24 protein-coding genes are annotated in these 20,080 nt (G+C 50.6%); 21 read left to right on the top strand and 3 right to left on the bottom strand.

Annotated features, from left to right (window positions below):
- Nucleotides 1–130 precede the first annotated feature (130 nt).
- From DY231_RS05140 to DY231_RS05120, 6 genes are all read left to right on the top strand, one after another.
- Nucleotides 131–526 (top strand): FUSC family protein, encoded by a 396-nt coding sequence (locus tag DY231_RS05140; RefSeq protein WP_115627518.1) that lies wholly within the window; start codon nucleotides 131–133, stop codon nucleotides 524–526.
- The gene (locus DY231_RS25120) at nucleotides 466–735 is read left to right on the top strand and encodes a hypothetical protein (protein WP_147295629.1); all 270 of its coding nucleotides are present in this window, start codon (nucleotides 466–468) and stop codon (nucleotides 733–735) included. The genes DY231_RS05140 and DY231_RS25120 overlap by 61 nt, the downstream gene beginning before the upstream one ends.
- A 33-nt stretch (nucleotides 736–768) precedes the next feature.
- Nucleotides 769–1,917, top strand: a complete 1,149-nt coding sequence (cfa, locus tag DY231_RS05135; protein WP_115627517.1) for a cyclopropane fatty acyl phospholipid synthase — start codon at nucleotides 769–771, stop codon at nucleotides 1,915–1,917.
- 52 nt (nucleotides 1,918–1,969) lie between these two features.
- On the top strand, nucleotides 1,970–3,115 hold the full coding sequence (gene metK, locus DY231_RS05130; RefSeq protein WP_115627516.1) for a methionine adenosyltransferase: 1,146 nt from the start codon (nucleotides 1,970–1,972) through the stop codon (nucleotides 3,113–3,115).
- A 108-nt stretch (nucleotides 3,116–3,223) separates the two neighbouring features.
- Nucleotides 3,224–3,748, top strand: a complete 525-nt coding sequence (locus DY231_RS05125) for a rhodanese family protein (RefSeq protein WP_115627515.1) — start codon at nucleotides 3,224–3,226, stop codon at nucleotides 3,746–3,748.
- 72 nt (nucleotides 3,749–3,820) lie between these two features.
- Complete coding sequence (locus DY231_RS05120; protein WP_034497878.1) at nucleotides 3,821–4,000, top strand: GDFGVC terminal motif YodC-like protein; 180 nt, start codon at nucleotides 3,821–3,823, stop codon at nucleotides 3,998–4,000.
- 50 nt (nucleotides 4,001–4,050) lie between these two features.
- Here DY231_RS05120 and DY231_RS05115 read toward each other — a convergent pair whose 3' ends face one another.
- A complete protein-coding gene (locus DY231_RS05115; protein ID WP_115627514.1) occupies nucleotides 4,051–4,338 on the bottom strand; it encodes a DUF2623 family protein in 288 nt (95 codons plus the stop codon).
- 332 nt (nucleotides 4,339–4,670) lie between these two features.
- Here DY231_RS05115 and alaE point away from each other — a divergent pair, with 332 nt between their 5' ends.
- Nucleotides 4,671–5,126 carry an L-alanine exporter AlaE gene (gene alaE, locus DY231_RS05110; RefSeq protein WP_115627513.1) on the top strand — a complete coding sequence of 152 codons (456 nt, stop codon included), beginning with the start codon at nucleotides 4,671–4,673 and terminating at the stop codon, nucleotides 5,124–5,126.
- Between the two features lie 45 nt (nucleotides 5,127–5,171).
- Here the strand turns inward: alaE and DY231_RS05105 are convergent, their stop codons facing one another.
- Nucleotides 5,172–5,513 carry a DUF2002 family protein gene (locus tag DY231_RS05105; protein WP_034497867.1) on the bottom strand — a complete coding sequence of 114 codons (342 nt, stop codon included), beginning with the start codon at nucleotides 5,511–5,513 and terminating at the stop codon, nucleotides 5,172–5,174.
- Between the two features lie 159 nt (nucleotides 5,514–5,672).
- Here DY231_RS05105 and DY231_RS05100 point away from each other — a divergent pair, with 159 nt between their 5' ends.
- The gene (locus DY231_RS05100; RefSeq protein WP_034497868.1) at nucleotides 5,673–5,999 is read left to right on the top strand and encodes an ElaB/YgaM/YqjD family protein; all 327 of its coding nucleotides are present in this window, start codon (nucleotides 5,673–5,675) and stop codon (nucleotides 5,997–5,999) included.
- Nucleotides 6,000–6,104: 105 nt separating this feature from the next.
- Here the strand turns inward: DY231_RS05100 and pdxR are convergent, their stop codons facing one another.
- Complete coding sequence (pdxR, locus tag DY231_RS05095) at nucleotides 6,105–7,436, bottom strand: MocR-like pyridoxine biosynthesis transcription factor PdxR (RefSeq protein ID WP_115631769.1); 1,332 nt, start codon at nucleotides 7,434–7,436, stop codon at nucleotides 6,105–6,107.
- 132 nt (nucleotides 7,437–7,568) lie between these two features.
- Between pdxR and DY231_RS05090 the strand changes: the two genes are divergently transcribed.
- The 13 genes from DY231_RS05090 (at nucleotide 7,569) to mprA (ending at nucleotide 19,947) form a co-directional block, all read left to right on the top strand.
- Nucleotides 7,569–7,997, top strand: coding sequence for a carboxymuconolactone decarboxylase family protein (locus tag DY231_RS05090; protein ID WP_115627512.1), 429 nt, complete (start codon nucleotides 7,569–7,571; stop codon nucleotides 7,995–7,997).
- Nucleotides 7,998–8,836: 839 nt separating this feature from the next.
- Nucleotides 8,837–9,073 (top strand): glutaredoxin-like protein NrdH, encoded by a 237-nt coding sequence (gene nrdH / locus DY231_RS05085; RefSeq protein ID WP_034497886.1) that lies wholly within the window; start codon nucleotides 8,837–8,839, stop codon nucleotides 9,071–9,073.
- Complete coding sequence (gene nrdI / locus DY231_RS05080) at nucleotides 9,070–9,480, top strand: class Ib ribonucleoside-diphosphate reductase assembly flavoprotein NrdI (protein ID WP_115627511.1); 411 nt, start codon at nucleotides 9,070–9,072, stop codon at nucleotides 9,478–9,480. The genes nrdH and nrdI overlap by 4 nt, the downstream gene beginning before the upstream one ends.
- A complete protein-coding gene (gene nrdE, locus DY231_RS05075; protein WP_115627510.1) occupies nucleotides 9,453–11,600 on the top strand; it encodes a class 1b ribonucleoside-diphosphate reductase subunit alpha in 2,148 nt (715 codons plus the stop codon). The genes nrdI and nrdE overlap by 28 nt, the downstream gene beginning before the upstream one ends.
- Before the next feature lie 9 nt (nucleotides 11,601–11,609).
- Nucleotides 11,610–12,572, top strand: a complete 963-nt coding sequence (gene nrdF, locus DY231_RS05070; protein ID WP_115627509.1) for a class 1b ribonucleoside-diphosphate reductase subunit beta — start codon at nucleotides 11,610–11,612, stop codon at nucleotides 12,570–12,572.
- A 342-nt stretch (nucleotides 12,573–12,914) separates the two neighbouring features.
- A complete protein-coding gene (gene proV, locus DY231_RS05065) occupies nucleotides 12,915–14,114 on the top strand; it encodes a glycine betaine/L-proline ABC transporter ATP-binding protein ProV (RefSeq protein ID WP_034497895.1) in 1,200 nt (399 codons plus the stop codon).
- A complete protein-coding gene (gene proW / locus DY231_RS05060) occupies nucleotides 14,111–15,193 on the top strand; it encodes a glycine betaine/L-proline ABC transporter permease ProW (protein WP_115627508.1) in 1,083 nt (360 codons plus the stop codon). The genes proV and proW overlap by 4 nt, the downstream gene beginning before the upstream one ends.
- A 59-nt stretch (nucleotides 15,194–15,252) precedes the next feature.
- A complete protein-coding gene (proX, locus tag DY231_RS05055) occupies nucleotides 15,253–16,245 on the top strand; it encodes a glycine betaine/L-proline ABC transporter substrate-binding protein ProX (RefSeq protein ID WP_115627507.1) in 993 nt (330 codons plus the stop codon).
- 385 nt (nucleotides 16,246–16,630) lie between these two features.
- Nucleotides 16,631–16,756: a hypothetical protein gene (locus tag DY231_RS25345; protein ID WP_256682641.1), complete on the top strand. Its 126-nt coding sequence runs from the start codon at nucleotides 16,631–16,633 to the stop codon at nucleotides 16,754–16,756.
- Nucleotides 16,757–16,953: 197 nt separating this feature from the next.
- Complete coding sequence (locus DY231_RS05050) at nucleotides 16,954–18,129, top strand: MFS transporter (protein ID WP_115627506.1); 1,176 nt, start codon at nucleotides 16,954–16,956, stop codon at nucleotides 18,127–18,129.
- A gap of 124 nt (nucleotides 18,130–18,253) precedes the next feature.
- Nucleotides 18,254–18,994, top strand: coding sequence for an AzlC family ABC transporter permease (locus DY231_RS05045; RefSeq protein ID WP_115627505.1), 741 nt, complete (start codon nucleotides 18,254–18,256; stop codon nucleotides 18,992–18,994).
- Nucleotides 18,991–19,332 (top strand): L-valine transporter subunit YgaH, encoded by a 342-nt coding sequence (ygaH, locus tag DY231_RS05040; RefSeq protein ID WP_115627504.1) that lies wholly within the window; start codon nucleotides 18,991–18,993, stop codon nucleotides 19,330–19,332. Before DY231_RS05045 ends, ygaH begins: the two co-directional genes overlap by 4 nt.
- Nucleotides 19,333–19,416: 84 nt before the next feature.
- A complete protein-coding gene (gene mprA, locus DY231_RS05035) occupies nucleotides 19,417–19,947 on the top strand; it encodes a transcriptional repressor MprA (RefSeq protein WP_034497909.1) in 531 nt (176 codons plus the stop codon).
- The last annotated feature ends 133 nt before the right edge of the window (nucleotides 19,948–20,080 follow it).

Here is a 20,080-nt window from a genome sequence, read left to right as displayed (position 1 = left end):
ACCCGGGACCCCCGTTAATGAGCCGTCCTTTTTATCGCATATCACTACATCATTTGCGTTTCGCTTTCAAACTGACTTTTGCCATTGCGCTTTCTTTGGCTATTGGTTTTGGATTGGATTTGATTTGGATATGCCGCGCTGGGCGGTAGTGACTGCAATTATTATTACCACCGCTCCGGCGTTTATTGCAGGCGGCGAACCCTTAACTGGAGCGCTGCGCCATCGTGGATTATTACGTTTTGCAGGAACAATAATCGGCTGCTCATCCGCGCTGATTATCGTCTGGGTGTTTATCTGGTCTCCGCTCACAATGTTAATAATAGGCGCGGTATGGACTGGAGTTTGCTGTTATGCCGCCACCGTAATACGCATCGAAAACTCTTACGCGTTGGGGCTTGCAGGCATCACCGCACTAACCATTGTCAGCGCCATTTATCTGCGCCCGGAAATGGGGGCAATTCTGGCATGGTTCCGCGTCTCAGAAGTCTTGAGTGCGAATTACCCCAGGACGAAGATTTATCTCTGATTCATGAGCGCCTGCGTGAAGCCGCGCAGCTCATATTGAAGGCGGAAGATGAACCGGCGCGGCGTCTGCATATCGAGCGCCTGAAAAAGGATATTTGTATTTACCGCGACAAACTTTATGTCCATGGCGTCGCCACCGAAATTGTGGAAAACGTGGAACGCCTGGCCGCCCTTTTAACGAAATATAAACGAGTTCTGATAGTCGAGTAGAAAACTGACTTAGGCTTTTACTGAGGATGAGATATGAGTGTTGAAGTTGAAAATGCACCTGTTGTACACAAAGACAACTGGTATCGGATTGCAGAAGATCTTGTAAATCAGGCTGATGTCCGTTTTAACGGCAGCCGCCGCTGGGATATTCAAGTCAACAATCCTGACTTTTATAAACGAGTTTTGCAGGAAGGTTCTATTGGCCTGGGTGAATCCTACATGGAAGGTTGGTGGGACTGCGCTGCACTGGAAGTGTTATTCGAGAAAATCCTTCGTGCAAAACTCGATGAGAAAGCACCAAAAAACTTCAGGGATTTAGCTCGCATCGCCGGGATGCGTTTGTTTAATTTACAGACACGTAAACGTGCCTGGATTGTCGGCAAAGAGCATTACGATATCGGCAACGATCTGTTCGCTAAAATGCTCGATCCGTATATGCAGTATTCCTGCGGTTACTGGAAAGAAGCCGCTAACTTACGCCAGGCTCAAGAAGCAAAATTAAAAATGTTATGCGAAAAATTGCAGCTTCAACCCGGTATGAAACTGCTGGATATTGGCTGCGGTTGGGGCGGTCTGGCGGAGTACGCCGCCGAACATTACAACGTCCATGTGACTGGCGTGACCATCTCGGAAGAACAGCAGAAAATGGCGCAGGACCGTTGCACCTGGCTGGATGTCTCCATCAAGCTGATGGATTATCGCGACCTCGACAGTCATTTTGACCGCATCGTTTCCGTCGGCATGTTCGAGCATGTCGGGCCAAAAAATTACGATACCTATTTTGAAGTGGTGAACCGTTGCCTTAAACCGGACGGAATGTTCCTACTGCATACCATCGGAGCAAATAAATCAAATACCAATGTCGATCCGTGGATTAACAAATATATTTTCCCTAACGGATGTCTGCCTTCGGTAAAACAAATCGCCAGCGCATCTGAGCCATATTTTGTCGTCGAAGACTGGCACAATATCGGCTCGGATTACGACCTGACATTAATGGCGTGGCACCAGCGTTTTAATAGTTTCTGGCCAGAGATTCAGGATAATTATTCCGAGTCGTTTAAACGCATGTTCAATTATTACCTGATGACATGCGCGGGTGCTTTCCGTGCGCGTGATATTCAGCTCTGGCAAGTCTTATTTAGCCGCGGCGTCGAAGGCGGCATGTACGTTTATCGCTGAAATTTTCATTATCCCGACTGAATCACTACGTTATTAATTTAAGGATCTTCGTATGTCACAACAATTATTCACTTCAGAATCTGTTTCTGAAGGGCATCCCGACAAAATAGCCGACCAAATTTCTGATGCCATTCTCGATGCGATTATTGAACAAGACCCCAAAGCACGCGTGGCCTGTGAAACGCTGGTAAAAACGGGCATGGTTTTAGTTGGTGGGGAAATTACCACCGACACGTGGGTGGATATAGAAGAGATTGTGCGTCGCACGATTCACGACATCGGCTATAACAGCTCAGAAATGGGTTTTGATGCCAACACGTGTGCGGTTTTAAGTGCGATTGGCAAACAGTCTCCTGATATTAATCGTGGCGTAGATCGTGACAATGAAGCGAATCAAGGCGCGGGTGATCAAGGACTTATGTTTGGATATGCGTCCAACGAAACCGATGCGTTAATGCCCGCACCTATCACCTTTGCTCACCGTTTAATGGCACGTCAGGCGCAAGTGCGCAAAAACGGTTTATTGCCATGGTTACGCCCTGATGCGAAAAGCCAGGTCACCTTTGCTTATGAGAACGGCAAAATAATCGGTATTGATACCGTGGTTATTTCCACGCAACACAGTGAAGCCGTCACTCAGCAAATTCTGCGTGAAGGCGTGATGGAAGAGATCATCAAGCCTGTTTTGCCGCCTGAGTGGCTAACGCGTAATACCAAATATTTTATCAATCCAACCGGTCGATTTGTCATTGGTGGGCCAATGGGTGACTGCGGGCTGACGGGTCGCAAAATTATTGTTGATACTTACGGTGGTATGGCGCGCCACGGCGGCGGTGCATTTTCCGGTAAAGATCCTTCAAAAGTGGATCGTTCAGCCGCGTATGTTGCCCGCTACGTCGCCAAAAATATTGTTGCCGCAGGCTTAGCTGACCGCTGTGAAATTCAGATTTCTTATGCCATTGGTGTTGCAGAGCCGACTTCTATCATGGTGGAAACATTCGGTACCGGGAAACTGGATAATGAAAAACTCATTATGCTTATTCGCGAGTTTTTCGATCTTCGCCCACATGGGTTAATTCGCTCGTTGAATTTGCTGCAACCGATATATCAGCAAACCGCGGCCTACGGCCATTTTGGACGCGATATTTTTAGCTGGGAACAGACCGATAAAGCGGACCTGCTGTGCCGTTTCCTTTGAATATTCCAGCGCTATACGATCAGAATTTTCGCTAGTTTATTTGCTGCCACGTCAAAATCGGGGGATTATCTGCGCGTGTAAGGTTACTGAGTGGCAGCAAGGAGCAGCATGACTATTGAGAGTATTTCCCCGGCACAAGCCAGGATTCTGGTCGCGCAAGGTGCCGCGCTGATTGATATCCGTGAACGTGATGAATATGCCCGCGAGAATATTGCGCAGGCCCATTTACTGTCGCTTTCCGCTATTGAAAATGGCGACCGCCTCGGCCCGTTCGATCCCTTCGATACCGTGATTTTTCATTGCCAGTCTGGTGCGCGAACTGCGCAAAATGCGCAGAAGCTGGTTGATGCCGTAGCACCGGCAAAAGTCTTTCTGCTCGAGGGCGGTCTTAATGCCTGGAAAAAAGACGGGCAGGAAATACATGCGGATAAATCACAACCCCTGCCGTTAATGCGCCAGGTGCAAATCGCCGCAGGGTCACTGGTGCTGGCCGGTGTGGTACTCGGCTTTAGCATTCATCAGGGGTTCTTTTTACTGTCCGGTTTTGTCGGTGCGGGCTTGCTGTTTGCAGGGATCAGTGGCTTTTGCGGTATGGCTCGCTTACTGGAAAAAATGCCCTGGAATCAGCGTTAACTCGACTGCTTTCGACTATGGTTAACCTTATAGATGTTCATCATAACGAGGTTGGCTATGTCTAAAACAAGCGTGTTTAAAGCAGGCGATTTGGTGCAACCGAAAAAAGGCGGCCCGAAATACGAAGTTCTGGATGTCCAGGGAGATATGTTGTTCTGCACGCCCAGAAGTATTTTGACCGGTGAAACCGTCACACTAAAAGCTGAAGACGTTGCGCTATATAAAGAAGACGGTGATTTCGGTGTTTGCTAGAGGCCATTTATTCAGGCGGGTACTTTTTTCCGCCTGAATACGCCGAAAAATCAGTAACCCCTTTCATATCCTGCGAAGAAGCATTTCACCGCAGTGTCCGCATTCACTTCTTTAAAAAAGTCAGCCACCAGCTCTTTATCGAGATTGTAGCGGCGCGTCAAAACGCCCGCTTCCCATGCCGCACGCTGGCGGTCGCCGGTCTGCTCTGAGATGCGATGGGTGAATCCAAGCACAAACCCGCGCTTATAGTCGGGGCAGAAGCGAGCCACAATGGTGACACTGCCAGCTTCACGGGCTTTAAGCCCTGCCATCAATCCCTTACCAAAATGGTTTTCCACTTAAATGCTCCTGTTTTCCACATCGCTATATAAATAATTATATAACGTTTTTTCTGGCCAGAGAAAGCCAAAAACATCGGCAACAAATGAATTTTTAACCCTATGATTTAAAATAAAAAAACAATAGTGGAGCGACAAAATCAGGAAACACTGCCTGTTATGTCTCATTTAGCGCATTTTATCGACCAAATGCGATTAAATAAAAATTTATCGCTAATTGCCTGTTTACTTGCAGAGATATAACCTACTCACGATCAACAACCTGACCATTCACACTGTAATTAACATGTTAATTCAGTGTTTATCGCTACTTTCCGTTCGGAGCCAGAATAATGTTTTCTCCTGAGTCACGCTTGCGCCATGCCGTCGCTGATACTTTCGCGATGGTAGTGTATTGCTCGGTTGTGAACATGGTGATTGAGATATTTCTCTCAGGCATGAGCTTTGAACAGTCACTCTCTTCGCGTCTGGTCGCTATTCCGGTCAATATTTTGATTGCCTGGCCGTATGGCTTTTATCGTGATGCATTTATGCGTTTCACCAAACGCTACAGCAACGCAAGCTGGGCGAAGAATCTCGCCGATGTGTTGGCTTACATTACGTTTCAGTCACCCGTTTATGTCGTCATTCTGTGGTCGGTGGGTGCGGACTGGAACCAAATCGTCGCAGCGGTCAGCTCGAATATTGTGGTTTCAATGCTGATGGGCGCGGCTTACGGCTATTTTCTCGATTATTGCCGCCGCTTATTCCGCATCAGTGGTTATCGGAATGCAAAAGCGGGAGTTTGATATTTAGCAGTATGGAGGCGTGGCTCACCACAACGCCTCTTCCAATTAGTGCTCGCCAAACAAGCCTGAAAGATAACGCTCCAGCGCAATGCGTGAGCTAAAACCATGTGGAATGCCGTAATGTTGGTGCGTTTCACCCGCCAGATAGAGCGGAAATTGCTGGTAATGGTCGCAGGTTTTCACGTCGGTCGCAGGATCTGCAAGGGTCTGGCTTCGTTCTTTTAATGTTGGGTGAATAATCAGAGCGGTGCGCCCCATGCGCGCTTCGCGATTGACGTAAACGTAGTTTTCGCCACGGCGATAGCCGTAGGTTTTTGGTGTCACGATATCCATGGTAAAACCGGCTTTTTCAAGAACGCGGGCCACCTCATCAGGTCGTAAATACATAATTTTTCCTCGTCATCTTCTATTGCAGCGCAACCTTACAATAACCAGCATTAGCAACGCTTTCAGATTAGTCCATAAAGACCAGGTAAGAGCGTGAACTCAGTCATTACTAAAAATTATGGTCTACACTGAAAAGTACATCGCAAAAAGGAGAAAACAATGTTTAACCGAGTAAATCGAAATGATGTAGATGAAGGTGTTGACGATATCAACCATGACGTGAACCAACTGGCCGATACGCTGGAAGAGGTTCTTAAATCATTCGGTAGCGATGTTAAAGAGGAAGGGGAAGCCGCCCGCAAAAAAGCGGAGTCTCTATTGAAAGAGACGCGCGCTCGCCTTCAGGGTCGCACTCGAGTCAAACAGGCCGCCTGCGACGCGGTCGGTTGCGCCGACACCTATGTCCGCGATAAACCGTGGCAGAGCGTGGGTATTAGCGCCGCTGTCGGTATTTTCATCGGCGCTCTGTTAGCGTCGCGTCGATAGTCAGTTTGACTGTTACAGAGTCACTTCGGCTTTCATAAAGTGTAGTGATAATAAATATGCGTCTGACCCCGGGTGATATCAGCCCGGGGTTTTTAGTTTCTGGGGTCACGCTATCGCGTCACGTAACTGTTTTGCGGCTTTCAGCGCCATGGCCTGCGATGTCAGATTAGTAAAACTCATCAATATTCCCCCTTCCCCGTTTGAAACTATGCGCCAGTCACTTAACGCCTGCACCGCAAGCCCCGATGCCCTCGCTTTTGCAACTAACGCACGGTCATCACCGTTTACACGCATCACCATCTGAATACCTCCCGCCTGGGGAACGACATCAAACCCCTGCTGTTGCAGTGCGTGTTCGAGCCATAACCGCCGCTCGCTGTAGCACGACCGCATCTTTTTCAGATGCCGCCAGAAGTGGCCTTCGCGAAGGAAATCGGCAATGGTCTGCTGAACAAGTAACGGCGCGGTGCAGGGCAAGAAATGCGTGTGTTGCGAGAATGCCTCGACCTGTTGCTGCGGCACCACCAGCCAGGCAACGCGTAGCGCGGGAAAGAGCGATTTGCTGAATGTTCCTGCATAAATAACGCGCTGCGGCCCATCCAGACTTTTTATCGGTGGCAGCGGTTTGCCGTGGTAGCGAAACTCACTGTCATAATCGTCTTCTATCACCCAACTTTGATTTTCCGCTGCCCAGTCGAGCAACTGGTGACGGCGATTAAGCGACAGCGCAACCCCCAATGGGCTTTGATGCGCGGGCGTCAGCAATGCAAAACGAGCATCCGGGAAATGGTTAATGCCGTAGTCAATGTGCATCCCTTCGCTATCGACCGGAACCGGATGCAACGACATTCCCGCTTCAGCAAAAACCGGGCGCACATAGCGGTAGCCGGGATCTTCCAGCCAGATGCCATCTCCGGGTTTTGCCAGCGTATGGGCCACCAGACGCATGGCGGCCTGAAATCCTGACGTGATGAAAACCTGTTCTGGCTGGCAGTCGATACTGCGCGAAAAACGCAGGTAATCTGCAATCGCCTGGCGCAATGTCGATTCGCCATTCGCTTCCGGCAAGAGCAAATCGAAACGCGTTTGCAGGCGCAGTCGTCGCCCCATAACGCGCGACCAGAGTGCGCGAGGAAAAGCGTCCAGAGCCGGTAATCCCATCTGGAATGGGCGCGGTGCGCCTTGTGGTTGGCTGGCTGGCGTCGCGAGATTATTGGCTCCACTGGTGGCGGACGGGCTAACGAATGTTCCCGCCTGGCCACGTCTTTCCAGCCAACCTTGCGCGACTAATTCACCATAAGCATTTTCGACGGTTGCCCGCGCGACACCAAGTTCAAGCGCCATTGTCCGGCTGGAAGGCAGGCGGCTACCGGCGGCGAGTTCCCCATCACTAATGGCTTGTTTTAGTTGCCGTGCTATTTGCTGGTAACGCGGGATTGCGTGGTGAGCGCTTACTATCGGTTCGATCGACTTTGCCATTATGGCCTGCTTTATTAGTTAATTTATGGCTCTCTTTAGTAGTCCATCATAGTGCTAAATTATCGGCATACCAACACGAGGAATAAAACCATGATTGAATTACGCCAACCTTACTACGACCTTTCTCCTGCCGTGTTTAAGCCAATGCTTCAGGCACTGAAAGGTCTGGAATCCAGCTCGCTCGGCTCAACTCTGATTGAACTGGTTTTCCTGCGCGTCTCGCAAATTAACGGCTGCGCCTATTGCCTGGAAATGCATTCTAAAGCCTTGCGCAAAGATGGCGTGGAGCAGACCAAACTGGATGCCCTTGCAGGCTGGAAGGTGAGTAATCACTTCAGCGACAAAGAGCGTGCAGCGCTGGCCTGGGCCGAAGCGGTGACGCTGATTACCGAAGGGGCGGAAGATGCGGTGTATCAGCCGCTGCTGCAATTCTTTACGGCACAAGAGATCAGTGATTTGACGTTTACGGCGAGCCTGATGAATGCGTTTAACCGTTTAGCGATCGGTATGCGTATGTAGTTTATCGCCCTCACCCCGGCCTTCTCCCTCGGGGCTGTCTCTTAGTCACAACTCGCCCTGGTAATTTTGTCAGGGTGAGATCTTTAAGCCTCGCTGATTTTCCGTTCACCCGTGTGTTCAGTTATCTCTTTATTTCCCGAAAACGGTGAACGTATCAAGGAGAGAACGCCCTCTCCTTGATAATCCAGGCGCCCGGCCATTAAATTGCCGCTGCGCGGTAAACCCCAGCTTATCCCCAACATCAGGGTCGTTCGCGATTCGTTCCCGACGATCGCTCTCTTTCGCTGCTCCCGGCAGCTCAACCCTGACTTATGGGGAACACTGGGGCAATTTATACCGGGAACAAGGTCAAAACCGGCTCGGTGTGATCTTTCGGTTTTGACGTTGACCTCTGGTTCCGGCTTCAATCGCCTCCATTTTGACTCCAGGTGGCCGGGTCCAGCCGTCGGGAACGGCTGGAGGGCGCGATCGCCCGGAGCGAATCGCAACCGACCTGGACACGGAGGCAAAATGGAGGTTTACCGCTTGCGGCGATTGATTTGCCGGGAGTCCGGGTTCTTAGGGTGGCGACGGTGGCCACCCTAAGTCGTTCACCGGTTCAGTGGCTATATAAAACACTGAACACCGGGTGAACGGAACTGTCCCGCGACTCACAGAGATGTGACTAAGAGACAGCTCCCTGGGGAGGGATACGCGCTCGGTTTTCTCCCTCTCAGGGGGAGAAAGCTGTGGTGAGAGCCAATTCCTCCCTTATCTAAAAATACTATATCTTGTATGGTTGATAATTTTCTCGCCCACATCTAGTATTCATATTCTCAACCACAGAGAGAATAAGAATCATGCGCATTACCATATACACTCGAAATGACTGTGTTCAGTGCCATGCTACCAGGCGTGCTATCGAAAGCCGTGGGTTCACGTTTGAGATGATTAATCTCGACGTAAACCCGGAGGCGGCCGACGATTTGCGTGCTTTGGGTTATCGCCAGTTGCCGGTTGTGATCACCGAGCAGGAAAGCTGGAGCGGATTTCGCCCGGATATGATTAACCGCCTGCAAACCCGAGCCACAGCATGAGTCATCTCGTCTACTTCTCCAGCACCTCGGAAAATACTCTGCGTTTTATCGAACGCCTGGGATTGCCCGCGTTGCGCATTCCGTTGGATTTCAAACAACGGTTGGAAGTGACGGAGCCTTACATCCTGATTGTGCCGAGTTATGGCGGTGGCGGAATTGCCGGGGCCGTACCCGCGCAGGTGATCCGATTTTTAAATAACCCCAACAATCGGGCATTACTGCGCGGCGTCATCGCCAGCGGTAATCGAAACTTCGGCGAAGGGTTTTGCCGGGCGGGCGATGTGATAGCCCAAAAATGCCAGGTGCCGTATCTCTATCGTTTTGAGTTACTCGGCACCGACCAGGACATTGAAAACGTGCGTAAGGGAGTCAACGAATTTTGGCAACGACAGAAGCTATCCGCCTGACGGCGAACGAAAGCGCGGATTATCACGCGCTCAACGCCATGCTGAATCTTTATGATTCCCAGGGGCGCATTCAGTTCGAGAAAGACCACCTGGCGGTGGAGCAATTCCATCAGCAATATGTGCTGCCCCGCTCGCGCCAGTTTGCCAATCCGCAGGCGCGCCTGGAGTGTCTGGTGGCTGAGGGCTATTACGACAATGCGGTACTGCAACGCTACCCGAGAAGTTTTGTGGTCGGCCTGTTTGAGAAAGCACACCACAGTGGGTTCCGGTTCCAGACTTTCCTCGGCGCGTGGAAGTATTACACCAGCTACACGCTGAAATCTTACGATGGCAAAGAGTATCTGGAACACTTCCCCGACCGTGTGTGTATGGTGGCGTTAACGCTGGCTCAGGGTGACGAAAAGCTGGCTGTGCAATTAATGGATGAAATGCTCAGCGGACGCTTTCAGCCTGCGACACCGACATTTCTTAACTGCGGAAAGATGCAGCGTGGTGAGCTGGTTTCCTGTTTCTTGCTGCGTATTGAAGACAATATGGAGTCCATTGGGCGTGCGGTAAATTCTGCGTTGCAGCTTTCAAAACGCGGTGGAGGCGTAGCGTTTTTACTCTCAAATTTACGCGAAGTGGGCGCGCCGATTAAACGCATCGAAAACCAGTCATCCGGCGTGATCCCGGTGATGAAAATGCTAGAAGATGCATTTTCTTATGCTAATCAACTGGGTGCTCGCCAGGGCGCGGGGGCGGTTTATCTCCACGCCCATCACCCGGATATTTTGCGTTTCCTCGATACCAAGCGCGAAAACGCTGACGAAAAAATCCGGATTAAATCGCTTTCGCTAGGTGTTGTGATCCCAGATATCACTTTCCAGTTGGCTAAAGATAATCAGCCGATGGCGCTGTTTTCGCCTTACGATGTCGAGCGGATTTACGGCAAGCCCTATAGCGATATTTCGATTAGCGAATGCTATGAAGAAATGCTGGCGGATGAGCGCATCCGCAAAACCTTTATTAATGCCCGCGAATTCTTTCAGCGCCTGGCGGAAATTCAGTTTGAATCTGGCTATCCGTACATCATGTTTGAAGATACGGTAAACCGTGCAAACCCGATTGCTGGCCGCATCAACATGAGCAATTTATGCTCGGAAATTCTCCAGGTTAATAGCGCATCGACGTACGACGAAAATCTCGATTATGCGCAAGTTGGGAAGGATATTTCCTGTAACCTCGGCTCGCTGAATATCGCTCACACCATGGACTCGCCTGATTTTGCCAGGACCATCGAAACCGCGATTCGCGGCCTGACGGCGGTTTCTGATATGAGCCACATTCGCTCGGTGCCGTCGATTGAAGCCGGAAATGCCGCGTCCCACGCCATCGGCCTTGGGCAGATGAATTTGCATGGTTATCTGGCCCGGGAAGGCATTGCTTATGGCTCGACGGAAGGGCTGGATTTCACTAACTTCTATTTCTACACCGTCACATGGCACGCCGTCCGCGCCTCGAATTTGCTGGCTCGCGAACGTAAACAGCGCTTCGCAGGCTTCGAGCAATCGCGTTATGCCAGTGGTGAATATTTCCACCAATATCTGCAAGAAAACTGGCAGCCAAAAACCGAGAAAGTGCGCGCTTTATTTGCCAGGGCCGGAGTCGCCATTCCCACCCGCGAGCAGTGGCAGCAGTTGCGTGATGATGTGATGGAGTTCGGGCTGTATAACCAGAATTTGCAAGCCATTCCGCCGACCGGTTCTATCTCTTATATCAACCACGCGACCTCGAGCATTCACCCGATTGTCTCGCGTATTGAGATCCGCAAAGAAGGCAAAACCGGGCGTGTTTACTACCCCGCCCCGTTTATGACCAATGACAATCTGGAGTTTTATCAGGATGCGTATGACATCGGCCCGGAAAAAATCATCGATACCTACGCCGAGGCCACGCGCCATGTCGACCAGGGCTTGTCGCTGACGCTGTTTTTCCGTGATACCGCCACCACCCGCGATATTAATAAGGCGCAGATTTACGCCTGGAAAAAAGGCATTAAAACACTGTATTACATTCGCTTACGCCAGATGGCGCTGGAAGGAACAGAGGTCCAGGGCTGCGTGTCCTGCGCTTTATAAGGAGAGAAGATGAATCAGTTAACCCGCGTGCGCGCCATCAACTGGAACATTATTGAGGATGAAAAAGACCTCGAAGTCTGGAATCGCCTGACCAGTAATTTTTGGCTGCCAGAGAAAGTGCCGTTGTCGAATGACATTCCGGCCTGGCAATCATTAAGTCACGATGAGCAGCAGCTCACTATTCGCGTGTTTACCGGCCTGACGTTACTCGACACGATTCAGAATACGGTTGGCGCGCCGGTACTGATGAGTGATGCGATTACGCCACATGAAGAAGCGGTATTGTCGAACATCAGCTTTATGGAGGCGGTGCACGCGCGTTCTTATAGTTCGATTTTCTCGACACTTTGCCAGAGCAAAGATGTGGATGCGGCTTATGCGTGGAGTGAAGAGAACGAACCCTTGCAGCGCAAAGCACAAATTATCCTCGCCCATTATCATGCCGATGACCCATTGAAGAAGAAAATCGCCAGTGTATTTCTGGAGTCATTCCTCTTTTATTCAGGCTTTTATTTGCCGATGTATTGGTCGAGTCGCGGCAAGCTGACCAACACCGCAGATCTCATTCGCTTAATTATTCGCGACGAAGCGGTGCATGGTTATTATATCGGCTATAAATTCCAGAAAGTGCTGACCCAACAAAGCGCTGAACGCCAGACTGAGTTACAGAATTTCGCCCTCGATTTGCTGATGGATCTTTACGATAACGAAGTGGCGTATACCGATGCGCTATATGGTGGCGTGGGCTGGCAAGAAGAGGTGAAAGCATTCCTGTGCTACAACGCCAATAAAGCATTGATGAACCTGGGCTATCACGCGCTGTTCCCACCAGAAATGGCAGAGGTTAACCCGGCGATACTGGCCGCTCTTTCGCCTAATGCAGATGAAAACCATGACTTTTTCTCAGGTTCAGGTTCGTCGTATGTGATGGGGAAAGCGGTGGAAACCGCTGATGAGGATTGGGATTTTTAAATAAGCATATAACCTTAATGTAGGTCGGATAAGCATCGCGTCATCCGACATTAATAAATGTAAAAATTGGTGGATGACGCTGTCGCTTATCCACCCTACATATTATTGATGATCGCCTCTCATTCAACCGAATTCCCCATCCGCTTACAAAAAATATCATCTTTCTCTGATTTGCCCTCAGCCCTTTACTCATGGGAAATTCTGCCCACTCAAGCCACATGGATATTGGATATATCGGAAATCGAGGGTTGTCTCAGATTCTGAGTATGTTAGGGTATATGCAGTGAATATTTCCATCAGGAATTGTGTATAAATATATAAATACAGGAATAACTTTATTGCATGGCAATTAAACTTGAAGTAAAGAATTTATATAAGGTATTTGGCGAGCATCCACAGCGTGCATTCAAATATATAGAGAAAGGTATTTCAAAGTCTGAATTATTGGAGAAAACAGGGCTGTCGCTTGGCGTAAAAGACGCCAGTCTGGCCATTGAAGAAGGCGAGATTTTTGTCATCATGGGGTTATCGGGTTCCGGTAAATCCACCATGGTTCGCCTTCTCAATCGCCTGATTGAACCAACCCGTGGGCAGGTACTCATTGACGGCGTTGATATTGCTAAAATATCCGACGCAGAACTTCGTGAAGTCCGCAAAAATAAAATCTCTATGGTATTCCAGTCATTTGCTCTGATGCCCCATATGACGGTGTTAAATAACGCCGCATTCGGCATGGAATTAGCTGGCATCCCGGTTAAAGAACGTCAGGAAAAAGCGCTTGATGCGTTACGTCAGGTGGGGCTTGAAAATTATTCCCATGCTTACCCTGATGAGCTTTCTGGTGGTATGCGTCAACGTGTGGGTTTGGCCCGTGCTTTGGCTATTAATCCGGATATATTATTGATGGATGAAGCCTTCTCCGCACTTGATCCTTTAATTCGTACTGAAATGCAGGACGAGTTAATTAAATTGCAGGCGAAACATCAGCGTACCATTGTATTTATTTCTCACGATCTGGATGAAGCGATGCGTATTGGCGACCGAATTGCCATTATGCAGGGCGGCGAAGTGGTGCAGGTCGGGACACCGGATGAAATTCTGAATAACCCGGCGAACGATTATGTGCGCACCTTCTTCCGTGGTGTGGATATTAGCCAGGTATTTAGTGCCAAAGATATTGCCCGTCGTAGCCCGGCAGGGCTGTTGCGTAAAACCGCAGGTTTTGGTCCTCGTTCTGCACTTAAACTGCTCCAGGATGAAGACCGTGAATATGGTTATGTCATCGAGCGCGGGCAAAAATTCCTCGGCATTGTCTCAACCGATTCTCTGAAAGCCGCACTCGCTAAGGGTGAAGGTCTGGATGGAGCTTACCTCGAATCTCCTGCGGCCGTTTCCGCAGAAACGTCACTGAGTGACTTACTTACCCATGTCGGCCAGGCTCCGTGCGCGGTTCCGGTTATTGGGGAAGAGAGTCAGTACGTGGGCATCATCTCAAAAGGGGTGCTGCTACAGGCGTTAGATCGTGAAGGGGTAAGTCAATGAGTGCATCAAATCCGTGGGATACCGGCAGCGCAGCGGCTGCCGACGCAACAACACAACAAGCGGCTTCAACTGCCGATGCGTGGGGAAGCCAGGCCGCTTCAACACCCGCAGCAAGCAGCAGCGCAGACTGGCTGAATTCAGCGCCTGCTCCGCAAGCCGAGCATTTTAATATTCTCGATCCCTTTCATAAGACGCTTATTCCGCTCGATAGCTGGGTGACAAGCGGCATCGATTGGGTCGTTATGCATTTCCGCCCGGTGTTCCAGGGGATCCGCGTCCCGGTGGATTACATCCTGAGCGGTTTCCAGCACTTCTTGCTGGGCATGCCGGCCCCCGTCGCCATCATTTTGTTCGCGCTGATTGCGTGGCAGATGTCGAGCCTCGGGATGGGTATCGCAACACTGGTTTCGCTGGTGGCGATTGGCGCGATTGGTGCCTGGTCGCAAGCCATGGTGACGCTGGCGCTGGTGCTCACCGCCCTGCTGTTCTGCATGATAATCGGCCTGCCGCTTGGGATTTGGCTTGCCCGCAGCGAACGTGCCGCGAAGATCATTCGTCCATTGCTTGATGCGATGCAAACCACTCCGGCGTTTGTTTATCTGGTGCCGATTGTGATGTTGTTCGGTATCGGTAATGTGCCGGGCGTGGTGGTCACGATTATCTTTGCCCTGCCGCCAATCGTGCGTCTGACGATCCTGGGCATTAAGCAGGTGCCGGAAGATTTGATTGAAGCTTCACGCTCGTTTGGCGCAAGCCCGCGCCAGATGCTGTTCAAGGTTCAGCTTCCGCTGGCAATGCCAACCATTATGGCCGGTGTGAACCAGACGCTGATGCTCGCACTTTCAATGGTCGTTATCGCCTCGATGATTGCCGTTGGCGGTCTGGGTCAGATGGTACTGCGCGGGATTGGCCGTCTCGATATGGGTCTTGCGACCGTCGGCGGCGTCGGTATTGTCATACTTGCCATTATTCTCGACCGCTTAACTCAGTCCATTGGCCGCGATTCACGCAGCCGTGGCAACCGCCGTTGGTACAACTCAGGTCCAATTGGTTTAGTGACCCGTCCCTTCATTAAATAAGCCTGGCGGCGGCATTCGTGCCGCCCCTCGCCCCATCACCACAATCAGGAATAACGACGATGCGACACACAACTCTATTAGCTACAGCTCTTGCCACACTCGTTACTACCACCACTTTTGCTGCTGATTTGCCGGGTAAAGGCATTACCGTTCAGCCCATTCAAAGCACCATTTCTGAAGAAACGTTCCAGACTGAACTGGTCAGCCGGGCGCTGGAAAAAATGGGTTACACCGTCAATAAGCCAAGTGAAGTCGATTACAACGTCGGTTACACCTCAATTGCCTCTGGCGATGCTACATTTACCGCAGTGAACTGGCAGCCTTTGCATGACGATATGTATGCCGCGGCGGGTGGCGATAAGAAATTCTATCGTGAAGGTGTGTATGTTACCGGCGCTGCACAGGGTTATTTGATTGATAAAAAAACCGCTGACCAGTATCACATTACCAATGTTGAGCAGCTAAAAGATCCCAAAATCGCCAAACTGTTCGACAGCAACGGCGACGGCAAAGCCGACATGATGGGCTGCACACCGGGTTGGGGTTGTGAAGCGGTCATTAATCACCAGAACGAAGCGTATAAACTGGCTGATACCGTCACGGTGAATCACGGTAACTATTCCGCCATGATGGCTGACACGATTGCGCGCTTCAAAGAAGGCAAGCCGGTGCTGTATTACACCTGGACGCCATATTGGGTAAGCGATGTGCTCAAGCCGGGGAAAGATGTGGTGTGGTTGCAAGTACCGTTCTCTTCTTTGCCGGGTGAGCAAAAAGACATTGATACCAAACTGCCGAATGGCGCGAACTACGGTTTCCCGGTGAATACCATGCACATTGTGGCGAACAAAGCCTGGGCTGCGAAAAACCCGCAGGCCGCGAAATTGTTCAGCCTGATGAAATTACCGCTGGCGGATATTAATGCTCAGAATGCGATGATGCACAGCGGTCATGCTTCAGAAGCTGATATTCAGGGTCACGTTGATGGCTGGATTAAAGCTCACCAGGCCGAGTTCGATGGCTGGGTGAATGAGGCACTGGCAGTTAAGTAAGTCTTTGCCGAAGCAGAGAAGGTTCCGTTCACTAAACGTTCAGTGATCCCTGTTATCACCGAAACGGTGAACGACTTAGGGTGACCACCGTCGTCACCCTAAGAACCCTGACTCCCGGCGTTTAAATCGCCGCTTCGCGGTAAACCTCCATTTTTCTTTTCACTCCCTGGGTCGGTTGCGACGCGCTCCCTGCGCTCACAACCTCTCGCCGTTCCTGACGACGAGACCCGCTCGTTACTGTCAAAATGGAAGCGATTTATGCCGGACTCAAAGGTCAACTTCAAAAGCTAAAGTCAAAAGCCAAACCGGTTTTGACCTTGATCCCGGCCTCAATCGCGCCGGTTTTTACTCATCAGTCGGGGTCACGTGGTCTGGAACCACGTGAGTGAGCGATCGCCGGGAGCGAGTCGCGAACGACCGCGAATGTTGGGTGAAAAACGGTGTTTACCGCGCAGCGGCGATTGACTTGCCGGACGCCAGGATTATCAAGGAGATGGCGTTATCTCCTTGATACGTTCACCGTTTTCTGGAATTAAAGAGATAACTGCACGCGCGGGTGAACGGAAATTCAGCGATACTCACAGATCTCCCTGCGCGATAAGGAAAGTGGCAAGTCATTCCAATCAAATCAAACCGCACAATCCGTCCCCTAATCCCATTAATTTTCGCTATTATTCCCGTCCTGTCATTTCCAACCGAAGAATAAGAATGAATAAAACCTCCCAGGGACTTAGCCCAGCGCTCATCGTCCTGATGTCTATCGCCACGGGTCTGGCCGTTGCAAGCAACTACTACGCACAACCCCTGCTCGACACTATCGCGAATGCGTTTTCGCTCTCCATCAATCAGGCCGGATTTATTGTGACCGCCGCACAGCTTGGCTATGCCGCAGGTTTACTGCTGCTGGTGCCGCTGGGTGATATGTTTGAGCGCCGCGGGCTGATTGTGTTTATGACGTTGCTGGCGGCTGGCGGTATGGTCATCACGGCACTAAGCCAAACGCTGTGGGTGATGATCCTCGGCACTGCACTGACCGGGTTGTTCTCGGTGGTGGCGCAAATTCTCGTGCCCCTGGCGGCTACGCTTGCCGAGCCAGAAAAGCGCGGCAAGGTCGTCGGCACGATTATGAGCGGGCTGTTGCTCGGCATCTTACTGGCACGTACTGTTGCCGGATTACTGGCAAGTCTCGGTGGCTGGCGGACGGTGTACTGGGTGGCGAGTGTACTCATGATCTTTATGGCTATAGCGCTGTGGCGCGGACTGCCGAAAGTGAAGTCTGAAACGCACCTGAATTACCCGCAATTGCTCTCTTCGGTATTCGGCCTGTTTATCAAAAACCCGCTATTGCGTACCCGTGCATTGTTGGGCTGCCTGACGTTTGCGAACTTCAGCATTCTCTGGACATCAATGGCATTTCTGCTGGCATCACCGCCGTTTAACTTCTCGGACGGGATGATTGGCCTGTTTGGCCTGGCTGGTGCGGCGGGTGCTTTGGGTGCGCGTCCGGCGGGCGGTTTTGCCGATAAAGGCAAAGCACATCTTACGACGACCATCGGGCTTGTGCTGTTGTTGCTGTCGTGGATTGCTATCGCGATGGGGCAGTATTCAATCATCGCACTTATCATTGGCATTCTGGTTCTGGACTTAACGGTGCAGGGCGTGCACATCACCAACCAAACCGTTATCTACCGCATGATGCCGGACGCGCGAAATCGCCTGACCGCCGGTTATATGACCAGCTACTTTATTGGCGGGGCCGCAGGTTCGATTATTTCTGCCAGCGCCTATCAACATGCTGGATGGAATGGCGTGTGCGCGGCGGGTGCCATCATTGCCCTACTAAATTTGGTAGTGTGGTGGCGCGGTTATCACCGTCAGCCGTGATGCCACTAATCCTTTACAAACCCTGCGGATAATTTGGGGTATTAAGGGTCGTACCAGTCTGTTAAGGTTATCCCTGTTTGTTCATTCGAGTGACATTAACGTCAGAAATAGATAAATAGTTAATATGGATAGTCCTGCAACAGTTCCACTAAATAACAAACAAAACGATGCTACCTGGGTTGAAGGGCTGAAAGACAGTTTACCGATTGTCATCAGCTATATTCCGGTAGCATTCGCATTTGGATTGAATGCGACCAAGCTGGGATTCACGCCATTTGAAAGCCTGTTTTTCTCCTGCATTATTTATGCTGGTGCCAGCCAGTTTGTGATTACCGCATTATTGGCTGCTGGCAGTTCTTTGTGGGTGGCCGCATTAACAGTAATGGCAATGGATGTGCGCCACGTCTTATACGGCCCTTCCCTGCGCCAACGAATTCCCCGTCAGTTGAGCAAACCTAAAACCGCGATTTGGGCTTTTGGCCTGACCGACGAAGTTTTTGCCGCAGCCACTGCGAAACTGGTGCGCGATAACCGCCGCTGGAGCGAAAACTGGATGATCGGCATCGCATTCAGCTCCTGGTTTTCGTGGATACTGGGCACCGCGCTAGGTTCATGGTCCGGGAATGGTTTGCTGGATAACTTCCCTGCTGTGGAAGCGGCGTTAACCTTTATGTTACCCGCCCTTTTTATGAGCTTCTTACTGGCATCGTTCCAGCGTAAGCAGTCATGGACGGTGACCGCTTCGCTTGCGGGCGCATTACTGGGCGTCACGCTGATTTCTATTCCTGCGGCGATTTTTGCGGGCATTGCGTGTGGATGCCTGGCGGCATTAGTGCAGGCGTTTTATCAGGGAGAACCAGAATGAGTACACAAGTGCTTTTGCTGGGTCTGCTGGTCGGCTTTGCCAACTATATGTTTCGCTATTTGCCTCTGCGCATCCGGGCAAATTCGACACGCCCGGCAAAACGTGGGGCGACAGGTGTTCTGCTCGATAGCATTGGCATTGCGTCAATTTGCGCTTTGCTGGTGGTTTCCAGCGTGCCTGAAATCATGCATGACGCGCAGCGTCTGGTCCCGACGTTAATGGGATTTATCATTCTCGGGCTGAGCTTTTACAAAACTCGCAGCATTATTATCCCGACGTTATTAAGTGCTCTGGGTTATGGATTAACCTGGAAACTCATGATGGTGATCACCGTCTGACGATGAAAAACGTATAAACAATACATTTACTTTATTTGTCACCATCGTTATTATATCGACCGCAACTAATGAGGTTATGCCAAAATGGATAGTTCGTTTACGCCCATTGAACAAATGCTAAAATTTCGCGCCAAACGCTACGAGGAATTCCCATACCAGGAAGTTCTTCTGACCCGCCTGTGCATGCATATGCAGGGCAAGCTTTTGGAAAACCGCAATAAAATGCTGAAAGCTCAAGGGATTAACGAGACGCTATTTATGGCGTTGATCACTCTTGAGTCGCAGGAAAGCCATAGCATTCAGCCTTCAGAATTGAGCTGTGCTCTGGGTTCTTCCCGTACCAACGCGACCCGTATTGCTGATGAACTGGAAAAGCGTGGCTGGATTGAACGCCGTGAAAGCGATAACGATCGCCGCTGCCTGCATCTGCATTTGACCGAAAAAGGTCACGAATTCTTACGTCAGGTGTTACCGCCGCAACACCGCTGCTTGCATGAGCTGTGGTCTTCACTGAGCGGTACAGAGAAAGAGCAGTTGGAAAATATTACCCGCAAACTGCTGACCCGCCTGGATGAAATGGATGAGAACCAGACCGTACTTGAAGCCGTGCGCTAAGTGCCGTCATCGCGTGAAATCGTAGTGCCCCAAAAAAGATGAATACCGACAGGCCAGCAACTCACCTTGCTGGCCTGTTGGGTCTAACAGGTCGGCTCAGCCGATCACTATAATAAAAAAGTGTGGAGATAAG

This window comes from Buttiauxella agrestis (assembly GCF_900446255.1).
GTDB classification, from domain to species: Bacteria; Pseudomonadota; Gammaproteobacteria; order Enterobacterales; family Enterobacteriaceae; genus Buttiauxella; species Buttiauxella agrestis.
Note: the sequence above shows the minus strand (reverse complement) of the source record. Positions and strands in the feature narration are given on the sequence as shown.

Excerpts from the sequence above, each read along its gene's own strand:
- DY231_RS05105 (WP_034497867.1), bottom strand. The coding sequence starts at position 5,513 with ATGTATTTACGACCTGATGAGGTGGCCCGCGTTCTTGAAAAAGCCGGT.
- nrdF (WP_115627509.1), top strand. The coding sequence starts at position 11,610 with ATGAATCAGTTAACCCGCGTGCGCGCCATCAACTGGAACATTATTGAG.
- proV (WP_034497895.1), top strand. The coding sequence starts at position 12,915 with ATGGCAATTAAACTTGAAGTAAAGAATTTATATAAGGTATTTGGCGAG.
- DY231_RS05090 (WP_115627512.1), top strand. The coding sequence starts at position 7,569 with ATGATTGAATTACGCCAACCTTACTACGACCTTTCTCCTGCCGTGTTT.
- DY231_RS05045 (WP_115627505.1), top strand. The coding sequence starts at position 18,254 with ATGGATAGTCCTGCAACAGTTCCACTAAATAACAAACAAAACGATGCT.
- DY231_RS05140 (WP_115627518.1), top strand. The coding sequence starts at position 131 with ATGCCGCGCTGGGCGGTAGTGACTGCAATTATTATTACCACCGCTCCG.
- proX (WP_115627507.1), top strand. The coding sequence starts at position 15,253 with ATGCGACACACAACTCTATTAGCTACAGCTCTTGCCACACTCGTTACT.
- DY231_RS05100 (WP_034497868.1), top strand. The coding sequence starts at position 5,673 with ATGTTTAACCGAGTAAATCGAAATGATGTAGATGAAGGTGTTGACGAT.
- metK (WP_115627516.1), top strand. The coding sequence starts at position 1,970 with ATGTCACAACAATTATTCACTTCAGAATCTGTTTCTGAAGGGCATCCC.
- cfa (WP_115627517.1), top strand. The coding sequence starts at position 769 with ATGAGTGTTGAAGTTGAAAATGCACCTGTTGTACACAAAGACAACTGG.
- DY231_RS25120 (WP_147295629.1), top strand. The coding sequence starts at position 466 with ATGGTTCCGCGTCTCAGAAGTCTTGAGTGCGAATTACCCCAGGACGAA.
- ygaH (WP_115627504.1), top strand. The coding sequence starts at position 18,991 with ATGAGTACACAAGTGCTTTTGCTGGGTCTGCTGGTCGGCTTTGCCAAC.
- proW (WP_115627508.1), top strand. The coding sequence starts at position 14,111 with ATGAGTGCATCAAATCCGTGGGATACCGGCAGCGCAGCGGCTGCCGAC.
- DY231_RS05125 (WP_115627515.1), top strand. The coding sequence starts at position 3,224 with ATGACTATTGAGAGTATTTCCCCGGCACAAGCCAGGATTCTGGTCGCG.
- DY231_RS05050 (WP_115627506.1), top strand. The coding sequence starts at position 16,954 with ATGAATAAAACCTCCCAGGGACTTAGCCCAGCGCTCATCGTCCTGATG.
- nrdI (WP_115627511.1), top strand. The coding sequence starts at position 9,070 with ATGAGTCATCTCGTCTACTTCTCCAGCACCTCGGAAAATACTCTGCGT.
- nrdH (WP_034497886.1), top strand. The coding sequence starts at position 8,837 with ATGCGCATTACCATATACACTCGAAATGACTGTGTTCAGTGCCATGCT.
- mprA (WP_034497909.1), top strand. The coding sequence starts at position 19,417 with ATGGATAGTTCGTTTACGCCCATTGAACAAATGCTAAAATTTCGCGCC.
- alaE (WP_115627513.1), top strand. The coding sequence starts at position 4,671 with ATGTTTTCTCCTGAGTCACGCTTGCGCCATGCCGTCGCTGATACTTTC.